Source organism: Gordonia sp. IITR100, assembly GCF_002009645.1.
GTDB classification, from domain to species: domain Bacteria; phylum Actinomycetota; class Actinomycetes; order Mycobacteriales; family Mycobacteriaceae; genus Gordonia; species Gordonia hongkongensis.
This window is the reverse complement of sequence record NZ_MVKV01000001.1, coordinates 390,804-403,399: the sequence shown is the minus strand read 5'-3', so window position 1 is coordinate 403,399 and position 12,596 is coordinate 390,804. Positions and strand designations below refer to the sequence as shown.

Annotated in this window: 10 protein-coding genes; 4 read left to right on the top strand and 6 right to left on the bottom strand. The window is 68.6% G+C overall.

Going from position 1 to position 12,596, the window contains the following annotated elements; all coding sequences use genetic code 11:
- Positions 1 to 94: 94 nt before the first annotated feature.
- Entirely contained in the window at positions 95 to 1,945 is a 1,851-nt protein-coding gene (leuA, locus tag B1818_RS01970; protein WP_058251144.1) for a 2-isopropylmalate synthase, read from the bottom strand.
- Positions 1,946 to 2,302: 357 nt separating this feature from the next.
- Between leuA and B1818_RS01965 the strand changes: the two genes are divergently transcribed.
- On the top strand, positions 2,303 to 3,706 hold the full coding sequence (locus B1818_RS01965) for an MFS transporter (protein ID WP_058251060.1): 1,404 nt from the start codon (positions 2,303 to 2,305) through the stop codon (positions 3,704 to 3,706).
- A gap of 98 nt (positions 3,707 to 3,804) precedes the next feature.
- Here B1818_RS01965 and B1818_RS01960 read toward each other — a convergent pair whose 3' ends face one another.
- The 3 genes from B1818_RS01960 to B1818_RS01950 are packed head-to-tail and all read right to left on the bottom strand — an operon-like array spanning position 3,805 to position 7,005.
- Positions 3,805 to 4,710 (bottom strand): glycoside hydrolase family 16 protein, encoded by a 906-nt coding sequence (locus B1818_RS01960; RefSeq protein ID WP_058251145.1) that lies wholly within the window; start codon positions 4,708 to 4,710, stop codon positions 3,805 to 3,807.
- Between the two features lie 59 nt (positions 4,711 to 4,769).
- Positions 4,770 to 5,348 (bottom strand): nitroreductase family protein, encoded by a 579-nt coding sequence (locus tag B1818_RS01955; RefSeq protein ID WP_058251061.1) that lies wholly within the window; start codon positions 5,346 to 5,348, stop codon positions 4,770 to 4,772.
- A 40-nt stretch (positions 5,349 to 5,388) separates the two neighbouring features.
- Entirely contained in the window at positions 5,389 to 7,005 is a 1,617-nt protein-coding gene (locus B1818_RS01950) for an MFS transporter (protein WP_058251146.1), read from the bottom strand.
- A gap of 114 nt (positions 7,006 to 7,119) precedes the next feature.
- Between B1818_RS01950 and B1818_RS01945 the strand changes: the two genes are divergently transcribed.
- Positions 7,120 to 7,782: a TetR/AcrR family transcriptional regulator gene (locus B1818_RS01945; RefSeq protein WP_058251062.1), complete on the top strand. Its 663-nt coding sequence runs from the start codon at positions 7,120 to 7,122 to the stop codon at positions 7,780 to 7,782.
- 310 nt (positions 7,783 to 8,092) lie between these two features.
- Here B1818_RS01945 and B1818_RS01940 read toward each other — a convergent pair whose 3' ends face one another.
- On the bottom strand, positions 8,093 to 9,316 hold the full coding sequence (locus B1818_RS01940; RefSeq protein WP_254859541.1) for a mannosyltransferase family protein: 1,224 nt from the start codon (positions 9,314 to 9,316) through the stop codon (positions 8,093 to 8,095).
- A gap of 226 nt (positions 9,317 to 9,542) precedes the next feature.
- Here B1818_RS01940 and B1818_RS01935 point away from each other — a divergent pair, with 226 nt between their 5' ends.
- Positions 9,543 to 10,808, top strand: a complete 1,266-nt coding sequence (locus B1818_RS01935) for an aspartate kinase (RefSeq protein WP_058251064.1) — start codon at positions 9,543 to 9,545, stop codon at positions 10,806 to 10,808.
- Between the two features lie 2 nt (positions 10,809 to 10,810).
- Positions 10,811 to 11,836, top strand: coding sequence for an aspartate-semialdehyde dehydrogenase (locus B1818_RS01930; protein ID WP_058251065.1), 1,026 nt, complete (start codon positions 10,811 to 10,813; stop codon positions 11,834 to 11,836).
- On the opposite strand, the gene B1818_RS01925 is transcribed toward B1818_RS01930, so the two are convergent.
- Positions 11,833 to 12,552: a FadR/GntR family transcriptional regulator gene (locus B1818_RS01925; protein ID WP_058251066.1), complete on the bottom strand. Its 720-nt coding sequence runs from the start codon at positions 12,550 to 12,552 to the stop codon at positions 11,833 to 11,835. The genes B1818_RS01930 and B1818_RS01925 overlap by 4 nt on opposite strands.
- Positions 12,553 to 12,596: the final 44 nt, after the last annotated feature.

Sequence of the window (12,596 nt, the reverse complement as noted above, 5' to 3'; positions counted from 1 at the left end):
TGAAACTCTGGTCCGTTTTGTTCCCGTCAGAACGATTCCGTCCCGCCGATCGGCGCGATCGACGGGACGGAATCGGGTCTTCGAAGGGGGAGGGTCAGGGCGCCCAGGTGCCCGGGGCTGCCTCGCCGTCGGCGACCGGAACCGAGGTGACCCGGTAAGCGCGGTTCACCGCCGAGACGACTGCACGCAGGCTGGCGGTGGTGATCGACGACGCGATGCCGACACCCCAGACCGTCTCGCCGTTGACCTCGGTCTCGACGTACGCCGCTGCGCTGGCGTCGCCGCCGGCGGTCAGCGCGTGCTCGCTGTAGTCGAGGACCCGTACCTCGTAGCCGACGGCGCCGAGCGCGTCGACGAAGGCCGCCAGCGGACCGTTGCCGGAGCCGGAGATCTCCCGCTCGTTGCCCTCGACCTTCACCACGGCGGTGATGTGGTCGTCGCCGCCGTCGACCTCGGCCGCGTCCACCTTCTGCCGGATGCGCTCGAGCGGCCAGATCGGGTGCAGGTAGTTCTCCGCGAAGACGTCCCACATCTCCTTGGGATTGACCTCGCCGCCCTCGCCGTCGGTGATCTTCTGGATCTCCCGGCTGAACTCGATCTGCAGACGACGCGGCAGGTTCATGCCGTGGTCGGCCTTCATGATGTACGCGACGCCGCCCTTGCCGGACTGGCTGTTGACGCGGATGACCGCTTCGTAGTTGCGGCCGACGTCCTTGGGGTCGATCGGCAGATACGGGACGGCCCAGATGATGTCGTCGACGTCGGAGTCGGCGTTGTCGGCGTCGACCTTCATCTGGTCGAGGCCCTTGTTGATCGCGTCCTGGTGGCTGCCCGAGAACGCGGTGTAGACCAGGTCGCCGCCGTAGGGATGACGCTCGGGGACGTTGAGCTGGTTGCAGTACTCGACCGTCCGGCGGATCTCGTCGATGTCGGAGAAGCTGATCTGCGGGTCGACGCCGCGGCTGAACATGTTCATGCCGAGGGTCACCAGGCAGACGTTGCCGGTGCGCTCGCCGTTGCCGAACAGGCATCCCTCGATGCGGTCGGCGCCCGCCTGGTAGCCCAGTTCGGCTGCGGCGACGGCGGTTCCGCGGTCGTTGTGGGGGTGCAGGCTCAGGATGACCGAGTCGCGCCGCGCGAGATTGCGGTGCATCCACTCGATCGAGTCGGCGTAGACGTTGGGAGTGGCCATCTCGACGGTCGCGGGCAGATTGATGATCATCGGCCGCTCCGGGGTGGGGGCGATGATCTCGGTGACCGCGTCGCACACCTCCTTGGCGAAGCTCAGCTCGGTGCCCGTGTAGGACTCCGGCGAGTACTCGTACCGCCAGTTGGTGTCCGGGTAGTTCTGCTGTACCTCGAGGACCTTGTGCGCGGCGTCGGTCGCGATTTTGGTGATCGCCGCCTTGTCCGCGCGGAACACGACTCGACGCTGCAGGACCGACGTCGAGTTGTAGAAGTGGACGATCACGTTGGCCGCCCCGCGGCAGGCGTCGAAGGTGCGCTCGATCAGTTCGTCACGACACTGGGTCAGCACCTGGATCGTCACGTCGTCGGGGATGGCGCCGTCTTCGATGATCTCGCGGACGAAGTCGTAATCGGTCTGGCTGGCCGACGGGAAGCCGACCTCGATCTCCTTGTAGCCCATCCGGACGAGGAGGTCGAACATGCGGCGCTTGCGTGCCGGGCTCATGGGGTCGATGAGTGCCTGGTTGCCGTCGCGCAGGTCGACCGCACACCACATCGGGGCGGTGGTGATGACCTTGTCGGGCCAGGTGCGGTCGGGAACCGCCACCTTCTCGACCTCGTCGGCGAACTGGCGATAACGATGAACGGGCATCGCGGAGCTGCGCTGCGGGTTCCATGAGGGTTGTCCGGCGGGAATCGGGCCTGCGGGCTCGACGATTCGGCTGGCGCCGGAAGTGAAGCTGTCTGCTGGTGCCATGGTGGTCATTCTCCGTGTGTGGAAGGAAAGTGACCGGCGCGTGATGAGGCCCCGCGACGGAGGGCCGGTCGTTTCAGACCCCGCCGCGGCAACCGAGGAGGAGTGCGCGCTGCATGCGCTCGACTGTACTCCCCGGCGACGAGGTGGCCAAAGCTGCAGGTGAGGCCGGGTCATGACGTCCCCCTCTTCGGGGGGTGCCGCCTCACCGACACGGGCTCCAGACTATGACATGCCTCTCACCGCGCAGCCGGAGTGACCCAAATCATCCGAGCGGCGGACAGGGGCACCCGGACCGATGATGCCCGGGATCTCGAGCCGCCACCCCGACGCGGCCGTCTGCAGAAAGGGCTAACGCCAGTGACGACCATCCCCGCCGAACCGCCGGTGACCGAACCGCCGGAGGGTAAACGCACGAGCCTTCGACGCGTGGCCGCCGCGAGTTCTATCGGCACGACGATCGAGTTCTACGACTTCTTCATCTACGGCACCGCCGCCGCCCTGGTGTTCCCGACGGTGTTCTTCCCGGCCGCCGACGAGGTCACCGGGACCATCGCGTCCTTTGCCACCTTCGCCGTGGCATTCTTCGCGCGGCCGGTCGGCGCGATGCTCTTCGGTCACTTCGGCGACCGGATCGGCCGTAAACGCACCCTGGTGTGGACCCTGCTCATCATGGGATTGGCGACGGTCGCGATCGGTCTTCTCCCCGGTTACGAGACCGGTGTGTTCGGCTTCGCCGAATCCGGGATCGGCATCGCGGCGCCCATCCTCCTCGTCTTCCTGCGGTTCCTGCAGGGCTTCGCCGTCGGCGGCGAATGGGCGGGCGCAACGCTTCTCACCGCCGAGTACGCCCCACCGGGCAAGCGGGGGCTGTACGCGATGTTCCCGCAACTCGGCCCGGCCTTCGCGTTCTTCCTGTCGAGCCTGACGTTCCTCATCGCGAGCCTGACGCTCGGCGAGACCAGTTCGGCGTTCCTCGACTACGGCTGGCGCATCCCGTTCATCCTGTCCTTCGCGCTCGTCGCCGTCGGGTTGTGGGTCCGGCTCGCGGTCGCGGAGACGCCGGTGTTCCGAGAAGCGCAGCAGCGCGGGACAATCGGCGGTCCCGAGGTCGACGGTCCGGCACTGCCGTTCCTCGACGCCTTCCGCCACCAGTGGCGCGAGATCCTCATCGCCGGCGGCGCGCTGGCGAGCCTGTTCTCGCTGTTCTACATGGGCACGGCGTTCCTCACGAACTACGGCACCAAGTCACTGGAACTGTCGCGGACCTTCGTGCTGACCGCGGGGATGGGCGCGGCCGTGGTGTTCGGACTGTCGACCGCGGCGTCGGCGGTGTGGTCGGACCGCGTTGGTCGTCGCCGGGTCATCCTCACCTCGTGCAGCGTCGCGATCCCCTGGGCGCTGGTGCTGTTCCCGATCCTCGAGATCGGCGGCGGCTTCGCGTTCGTGGTCGGACTCTTCGGGACGCTGCTGATCTTCGGCATCGCCTACGGTCCGGCCGGTGCGCTTCTGCCCGAACTGTTCGAGGCGCGGTACCGCTACACCGGTGCGGGGATGGGTTACAACCTGGCCGGCATCCTCGGTGGGGCGATCCCGCCGCTGATCGCCGCCCCGCTGATCGCGGGTCCCGGTGCGATCTGGGTGGGTGTCCTGCTCGCCGGTCTGTCGGCACTCAGCGTCGTGTGCACGATCAAGATCGTCGAGACCAAGGACAAGACGATGCGGGCGTCGGTCACCGACGACGAGCAGGTGCTGGTCGCGTAAGCGACTGTCCCGCAACCGCATACAAGAACTCCGCCCCGGGCCGGTCGGCTCGGGGCGGAGTTGTTGCCACCGTCCGCAAGCTACGGGCGCTCCTCAGCTCAGGCAGCGGGGGTGGACGGGGTGTAGCGCAACCAGTCGACCCTCATCGTCGCCGGGCTCGGAGTCGTCGACGACGGGCGCCCGGGCCAGATGCCGCCGACCGCGACGTTGAGCAGTGCGTACATCGGCTTGTCGAAGACCCACCGTTCGTCGCCGGTGAGCGAGGAGCGGTTGATCGTGTAGACCGCGTTCCCGTCGATGGTGAAACGGATCTGCGACGACGACTTGGTCACCGCGTAGACGTGGAAGTCGCCCGGATCGATGCCGGTTAGGTCGTGGCCCCGCTCCCAGCGGCCGGCGAGCGGCCCCGGCAGCGGCAGTCCGGGGAGGAGATCGGCGAGCGAGAGATCGAGTGATCCCATCGCGGTGCCCAGCGCCGTCGGGCCGTGCACGCCCACGTGGACCCAGTCGGAGGAGTTGGTCGTCTCGGCGATGTCGACCTCGCCGGCCGCCGGGTACCCGACGGAGTCGATGTCGCTCCCCAGCAGCCAGAACGCCGGGTGCAACCCGCGACCCTGCGGCAGGGAGATGCGCGCGGAGATCGTCCCGTAGGTGAACTCGAAGCTGTCCTTGGTGGTGAGCCGGGCCGACGTCCAGCCGCCGGTCGCCGCGCGGCGCGCCTCGATGAGCAGGTTGCCGTTGCCGTCGAGCCGCGAGTTCAGCCGATCGGCGGTGTAGTTCTGCACCTCGTTGTTGCCCCAGCCGCCGGCGCCGGTCTCGTGCTGCAGCGCCGACGGGAGAGTGCCGGCGGCGCCGTCGAATTCGAGGCTGAACGGCTCGTCGGCGTGGGCGGCCGCCGGCACGGACAGTGCTGCCGCGGCTGTCAGTGCGGTGACGGCGGCGACGGGCGCGAGGTGCGCTCCCAGTCGGCGGAGGAGTCCTCGAGGTTGAGGTGTGACAGTCATGGAGAACAAGTACCACACGTCACTTCTGTCTCATATGCCTCGTTCGTCACATTCGCCGGTCAGGCGCCTGTGGAGTCCGGGAACGCGGGACGTCCCCAGCGGCCCGCGAACGCGACCTCGGACAGCGGGAGCCGGGTGCGGGATTTCTCGTCGCGGGCGCGGATCTCCTCGGGAAGGGACGCCGGGTCGGCGAGCGCGCCGACTCCGAGCAGCACCAGCGGTCGTTTGTCGGCGGGGATCCCGAAGATGTCGCGGGCTGCCTCGGCGTCGAAACCGGCCATCGGATGGGCATTGAAGCCGAGGGCCTCGGACTGCAGGATCATCTGCGCCACCGCCAGTCCACAGTCGACGGCCCCGTACGTGTGGGCCTTCGCGTCGTCGGGGTCATCGGTGGTGCAGACCAGGATCAGGGCTGCCGAGCGCGGCGCCCACCCCGAGTTCCCCCGGGTCAGGACGCCGGCGAGGCCGTCGAACGTCGGGTCGCCGCGCAGTCCCGCGATGAAGCGCACCGGCTGCACCCGGCCCCAGGTGGGAGCCCAGCGCCCGGCGTCGACGATCGTGGTGACGTCGTCGAGCGAGATGGTCGCGGACGGATCGTAGCCGCGGGCGCTACGGCGGCCCGAGATGAGTTCGTGCATCCGCCCGAGGGTAGTGGCGCGGCGACCGCCGGGCTCGCCGTCAGGAGTCGGTGCGTGCGACGCCCACGGGGCCGGTCGCCGGGAGCGAAGCGAGCGGGACCGAATCAGCACCGTCCGGCAGTTGCACCTCGGCGACCTCGGCCTGCGGATCGGTGGGCTCGTCGCGCATCACGAACAGCAGGACCGTGCCGAGTGCGAGGAGCGCCAGACCGCTCGCCAGCGACGCCGCGTGCATGCCGTCGACGAAGGCCTGCTTCGCAGCGGTGGCCAACCCCTCTCCGGCCGAACCCATGTCGGTCGCCCGGTGCAGGGTCTCGCCCAGGGTGTCGCCGAACGACCAACCCCGGTCGCCGTCTCGGAACACGAGGGTGGCCAGCGATCCGAGAAGGGCCAGGCCCATCGCGGTCCCGAGCTCGAAGCTCGTCTCCGAGATACCCGACGCGGCGCCCGACCGCTCCGGCGGAACCGAGCCGACGACCACGACCGACACCAGGCTGAACTGGATGCCGTAGCCGACGCCCGCGATCGTCGTGCACAGCACGTACACCCAGACCGGGGTCGAGGTGCCGAGGGTCAGCATGCCGAGATTGCCTGCGGCGGCCAGGCCGACAGAACCGACGAAGGCCAGCCGGGTGCCCAGGAACGCGGCGACCCGGGTCGCGCCGATGGAGAACACCGCCACCGCGACGGCCATCGGCAGGCCGGCGATGGCCGCGGCCAGGACGTCGTGGCCCATGACCGACTGGAGGTAGACGCCGGTCAGGTACGACATGCCGCCGAGGGCCATCATGCCGATCAGCGCAACGGCGACCGCTCCGCTGAACTGCGCGTTGCCGAACAGCTTGAGGTCCAGGAGCGGTGACGTGACCCGGCGCTGGTGCAGCAGGAATGTGACGAGCAGCGCGGCACCCACCACTCCGGCGACCACCACGCCGGTCGTGGCGCCTTCGCTCGCGACCGTCTTGACGGCATAGACGAGCGGGAGGATTCCGGCCATCGAGAGCACGACGCCGACGACATCGAACGGGTCGTTCGTCGCGGCCCGGTACTCGGGGATCAGGCGCGGCCCGAAGACGAACAGTGCGGCGAGCACCGGGACGTTGATGAGGAAGACCACGCCCCACCAGAAGTGGTGCAGCAGAACGCCTCCGATGACCGGGCCGACCGCACTGCCGCCGGCGAACGCCGCGGTCCACACACCGATCGCGCGCCCGCGCTCGCGGGCGTCGGGGAACATGTTGGCGATGAGCGACAGGCTCGACGGCAGCAGGGTGGCACCGCCGATGCCCATCAGGGCGCGCGCCGCGATCAGGATCTCGGGCGAGGGTGCGAAAGCGGCGATGACCGACGCGATGCCGAACAGGGCGGCGCCGGCGAGGAGGATCCGTCGCCGGCCGACGCGGTCGCCGACATTGCCCATCGTGATCAGCAGGCCGGCGATGAGGAAGCCATAGATGTCGAGAATCCACAGCTGCTGGGCCGCGGACGGCGCGAGTGCATCGGTGATCGACGGGATGGCGAGGTACAGCACCGAGACATCCATCGAGACCAGGAACACCGGCAGGGTCAGCACGGCCAGTCCCAGCCACGTTCGCCGGTCGGCGGTACCCGAGGTGGTCGGGCGGAGCCGGTTCGACGGGTCGAGCTGGGCGGACATCATTCCTCCTTCGCGGCAGCTACCTACGCGTACGGTGTACGCGGGTCAGCGTACGGGGATGAGTACGCTGTACGCAATCGGATTATTCCCGCCCTGAGCAGGAGGAACGAGAACGTGACGGCCGACACCTCGAAACTGTCGACGGCGACGATCGTCGATGCCGCCATCGCCGTGGCCGACGATGCCGGGATCGGCTCGCTGTCGATGCGGCGGGTCGCCGAGAAGCTCGGGGTCGGGGCCATGTCGCTGTATCGCCACGTCGAGGACAAGGACGCGCTGCTGCAGGCGATGTCGACCGAGGTCGGCCGGCGGTTTCCGTACCCCGTCGACACCGCGCCCGAGTGGCGGACCCGGGTCGGGATCGCCGTCGACGTCGACTGGGACCTCTACACCCGGCATCCGTGGGTGGTCCTGGCCTACTCGTCGCCCCGGCACAGTTACGGCGAGGATTCGCTGGCGTGCCTCGACTGGCTGGCGGCCGGATTCCTCGAGCTCGGCGTCGGCATCGAACGCGCCACCGACATGGCGCTGTCGGTCTGGAGCTTCGTCCACGGCGTCGCCCTTGTCGCAGTGAGCGATCAGTTGCTCCACGACGACGCCCTGCTGCCGTCCGCGGGACTGGCCGAGGTGATCTCGGGGGAGTCCGAAGTCGAGGTCCCGTCGCATCTCGCCCGCCTCGCCGGCCGTCGCGATGCCGGCCGGCTGCTCGATCCCCGGGCGCGGCTCGACGCCGGAATCGACTACCTCTGCCTGGGATTCGCGGCGTCGGCGGTGTGACAACCTTCGGCTCCCTGAGAGGCGAGCGAAGAGGGTTTTTCTGCTACCTGAGGTGCGAGCGAAGCGGGTCGTCTCCTGCTCCCTGAGGTGCGAGCGTAGCGGGTCGTCTCCTGCTCCCTGAGGTGCGAGCGTAGCGAGCCTCGAAGGGTCTCGCACGGCATCTCACCAGGCCCTTCGAGGCTCGTCGCTATCGCTCCTCGCACCTCAGGGAGCAGAGGGTCCGCTCGTCGCGCTTGGGGGCAGAGGGGGTCCGCTCGTCGCGCTTGGGGGTAGAGGGGTCGCGCTCCTCGGGGAGCAGGGCAAGCGGTTGTCACATGGCGTGGGGGAACACGGTCAGCATGTGCGCGCCGAACCACGAGCTGCCGACCACGATCGGCACGACGATCAGTCCCGCGACCACGGGTCGCATCCGTGCGAGCGCCATCGCCAGCGGGATCAGCAGGACGAAGGCGGGCAACAGCAACCGGGGCCGGCTCATCATCAGTCCGCTCGACAGCACGATCTGCGCGACCAGCAGCGAACCGTAGAGCAGGACCGGCCACGGCACCCGTGACCAGACGGCGACGCCCAGCATCACCAGCGTGCTCAGCACGATCCACGACGTGGCCACCGGGGCGATCTCGGCCGAATGGACGAGCATTTCGTTGATGAACTCGAAAGCGGCCACGCCCCAGTCGAACTGGGTGTCCCAGCCCTCGGTCTGGATGCGGAACCACCCGGTCGGCGAGCCGGTGTGTGCCCACACCACGCAGAGATATGTGAGGTAACCGAGCGGGCTGATGGCGATGGCGACGATCGCGCGGACGCGTGCCGCGCTCGGGACGTCGGTCCCGCGCGCCTGCCACAGGAACACGAGGGCCGCGAGCATCACGACCCCGATCAGGACCGCCGCCGTCGGCCGGCACAGACCGCAGAGCGCGGCGACGACGCCGGCGAGGAGCCAGCGCTTCTCGAGGACCCCCACCAGCGCCCACACCGCGAGCGCGCAGAACAGCGCCTCGGTGTAGGCCATGTTCAGCACGATCGACATCGGCGTCGCCGCGAAGAGCGCCACCAGGAACAGTCCGGTTCCGCGTTCGGGTGCCGGGCCGATCGGGGACCGTCGTGCCATGAGTCGGGCGCACACCATTCCGAGACGTGCCGCACCGACCGCCGCCACGCATCCCAGGATCAGGTTCACCGTGATCGCCGCACCGAAGGGACTCAGGCCCGGCAGCTTCGCGATCAAGCCCACCAGGTACGGGTAACCGGGAAAGAAGGCGTACGCGGTGTCGACGGTGTGCAGACCCCGGGCGTCGGTGAGCGTGTAGGGCACGCCGTCGTAGCCGTGGGTCGCGATCGCGATCATCCACTGCCCATCCCAGACCGCCAGGGAGTCGCCCAGCGTGGTGCCCCGGAGATCGGCGAACCGCGCCAGGACGAGGATGCCGATGGCGCGGATGACGAGAAAGACGAGCAGCGCGTCGAGCCACCAGCGATGACCACGGACCGCGGCGGGCGACGACCCGAGAGGACCGAAATAACCGCGGGTCATCGACGCCAGTCGACGGCCGTAGCTGTTTGTACCGACGGGACCGGTTCCGGTGTCACCGACGTCGGTTGGGGAGGCCACGCGAGCGATCCTAGGGCGGATCACCTCGGTCCGGTCCCGTCGGGTGGGGCGGAGACCAGGTCAGAGCGGTCGCGGCGGTCCCGGTAAGGTTGTCCCGGCAAGTTGACGTCTATCGACCGGCACACTGGCCGGCGGGAGGTAACTCGACGTGGCCCTCGTGGTGCAGAAGTACGGCGGATCCTCGGTCGCAACGGCCGAACGCATCCGTCGCGTCGCCGAGCGGATCGTCGAGACCAAGAAGCAGGGCAACGACGTCGTCGTGGTCGTGTCGGCGATGGGCGACACCACCGATGAGCTCCTCGACCTCGCCCAGCAGGTCAACCCGGCGCCGCCGGCCCGTGAGATGGACATGCTGTTGACCTCGGGTGAGCGGATCTCCAACTCGCTCGTCGCGATGGCGATCAGCTCGATGGGCGCGCAGGCGCAGTCGTTCACCGGCTCGCAGGCCGGTGTCATCACGACGAGCAGCCACGGCAAGGCCAAGATCATCGACGTCACGCCCGGACGCGTCCGCAGCGCACTCGACGAGGGCAAGATCGTGCTGGTCGCCGGCTTCCAGGGCGTCTCGCAGGACACCAAGGACGTGACCACACTGGGACGCGGCGGCTCCGACACCACCGCGGTCGCGCTGGCGGCCGCGCTCGAGGCCGACGTCTGCGAGATCTACACCGACGTCGACGGCGTCTACTCGGCCGATCCGCGGATCGTGCCCGACGCCCGCCGTCTCGACACCGTCTGCTTCGAGGAGATGCTCGAGCTGGCTGCCTGTGGCGCCAAGGTGCTGATGCTGCGGTGCGTCGAATACGCGCGCCGATACAACGTTCCCGTTCACGTGCGCTCGTCGTACTCGACCAAACCCGGCACCATTGTGACCGGATCGATGGAGGACATCCCCGTGGAAGAAGCCATTCTCACCGGCGTCGCACATGACCGCAGCGAGGCCAAGATCACCGTCGTCGGCCTCGACGACAAGCCCGGTTACGCCGCGCGGGTGTTCCGCGCCGTGGCCGACGCCGAGATCAACATCGACATGGTGTTGCAGAACGTCTCGAAGGTCGACACCGGCAAGACCGACATCACCTTCACCCTGCCCCGCGAGCTGGGGCCGCTCGGCGTCGAGAAGCTCACCAAGCTGCAGTCCGAGATCGGGTTCACCGATCTGCTCTACGACGATCACATCGGCAAGGTGTCGCTCGTGGGCGCGGGCATGAAGTCGCACCCCGGCGTGACGGCCACGTTCTGTGAGGCCCTCAGCGAGGCCGGCGTGAACATCGAGCTGATCTCCACGTCGGAGATCCGGATCTCGGTGCTGTGCCGGGACACCGAACTCGACGACGCGGTGCGCGCTCTGCACGCCGCCTTCGATCTCGGCGGCGAAGAAGAAGCCGTCGTCTACGCCGGAACGGGGCGATAGCAGTGGGCGTACGTATCGGAGTCGTGGGCGCGACCGGTCAGGTCGGCGCCGTCATGCGAACCCTGTTGGCGGAGCGCAACTTCCCGGCCGACGAGGTGCGCTTCTTCGCGTCCTCGCGCTCGGCGGGCAAGAAGCTGCCGTGGGGCGACGGCGAGATCGTCGTCGAGGACACGGCCACCGCCGATCCGTCCGGACTCGACATCGCGCTGTTCTCGGCGGGTGCCACGATGTCGCGCGAGCAGGCGCCCCGCTTCGCCGAGGCCGGCGTGACCGTCATCGACAATTCGTCGGCCTGGCGCAAGGATCCCGAGGTGCCGCTGGTGGTCTCGGAGGTCAACGGTGAGCTGGCCAAGAACCCGCCCAAGGGCATCATCGCCAACCCGAACTGCACCACGATGGCGGCCATGCCGGTCCTCAAGCCGCTCCACGACGAGGCCGGTCTGCAGCGCCTGATCATCTCGAGCTACCAGGCGGTCTCGGGTAGCGGTCTGGCCGGTGTCGACGAATTGGCCACCCAGGTGCGTGCGGTCGCCGGCGACGCGGAGAAGCTCGTGCACGACGGTTCCGCCGTGGACTTCCCCGCCCCGAACAAATACGTCGCGCCCATCGCGTTCAACGTCGTGGCGCTCGCGGGTTCGCTCGTCGACGACGGTTCGGGTGAGACCGACGAGGACCAGAAGCTGCGCAACGAGTCGCGCAAGATCCTCGGGCTGCCCGAACTCCTCGTGAGCGGAACCTGCGTACGCGTGCCGGTGTTCACCGGCCACTCGCTGTCGATCAACGCGGAGTTCGCGAACCCGCTGTCGGTAGCACGTGCACAGGAGATCCTCGGTGGCGCAGCGGGTGTGGAGCTCGTGGACGTGCCGACGCCACTGGCCGCCGCCGGCAAGGACGCCTCGCTGGTCGGCCGGATCCGGCAGGACCCGGGTGTTCCGGACGGCCGGGGTCTCGCGCTGTTCGTCTCGGGGGACAACCTCCGGAAGGGCGCTGCCCTCAACACGATTCAGATCGCCGAGCTGCTGGTCTAGAGCACCTCAGGTGGCGGGGGCGATACAGCAGCCGCCGCCTCGGTGATGATCGCGCGCATCGACGCCTCCGCGGCCTCCGGGTCGCGGAGGCGTATTGCTCTGGCGACATCGTCGTGCAGTGCGATGGCCACCGGACTCGGTGTCGCGGGCATCATCCCGTGATGGGTGCGGCCGGCGAGGACCTCGTTCACCACGCCGGTGAGCGACCGGAACATTTCGTTGCCGCTGGCCTCCAAGAGCGTTCGATGAAAGACCTTGTCGGCCAACAGGTACGACTCGAGATCGCCGTTGCGCCCGTGCACCGACATGTCCGACACCGCCGCCGCCAGGATGCGGCACTGGTGCTCGTTCGCGCGCTCGGCGGCAAGGGCCGCCGCCACCGGCTCGAAGCCGCGTCGTAACTCCGAGAGGGTGGCGAGGAACTCGGCGCGGTCGGCGCCGTCGAGGCGCCAACGGATCAGCCGGGCGTCGAACACGCTCCATCGGGTCCGCGGCTGGATCGTGATGCCGACGCGGCGTCGGGATTCGACGAGGCCCATCGACTCGAGAACCCGGATCACCTCGCGGGATACCGTCCGCGACACCCCGTGTTCGGCGCTGATGGCGTCGAGGGTCAGCACGCTGCCGGCCGGCTGCGCTCCCGAGACGATGCGTCGGCCGATAGCCGCGAGGATCTCGTCGTGCCGCTCGCCTGTGCTCCGTGTGCCCTGACTCACCGTTTCATCTTCTCATTCATCGAGGTACGGACCAATGTGCGTAC

Coding starts and splice junctions, on each gene's coding strand:
- leuA (WP_058251144.1), bottom strand. CDS start 1,945: ATGGCACCAGCAGACAGCTTCACTTCCGGCGCCAGCCGAATCGTCGAG.
- B1818_RS01955 (WP_058251061.1), bottom strand. CDS start 5,348: ATGCACGAACTCATCTCGGGCCGCCGTAGCGCCCGCGGCTACGATCCG.
- B1818_RS01950 (WP_058251146.1), bottom strand. CDS start 7,005: ATGTCCGCCCAGCTCGACCCGTCGAACCGGCTCCGCCCGACCACCTCG.
- B1818_RS01940 (WP_254859541.1), bottom strand. CDS start 9,316: ATGACCCGCGGTTATTTCGGTCCTCTCGGGTCGTCGCCCGCCGCGGTC.
- B1818_RS01960 (WP_058251145.1), bottom strand. CDS start 4,710: ATGACTGTCACACCTCAACCTCGAGGACTCCTCCGCCGACTGGGAGCG.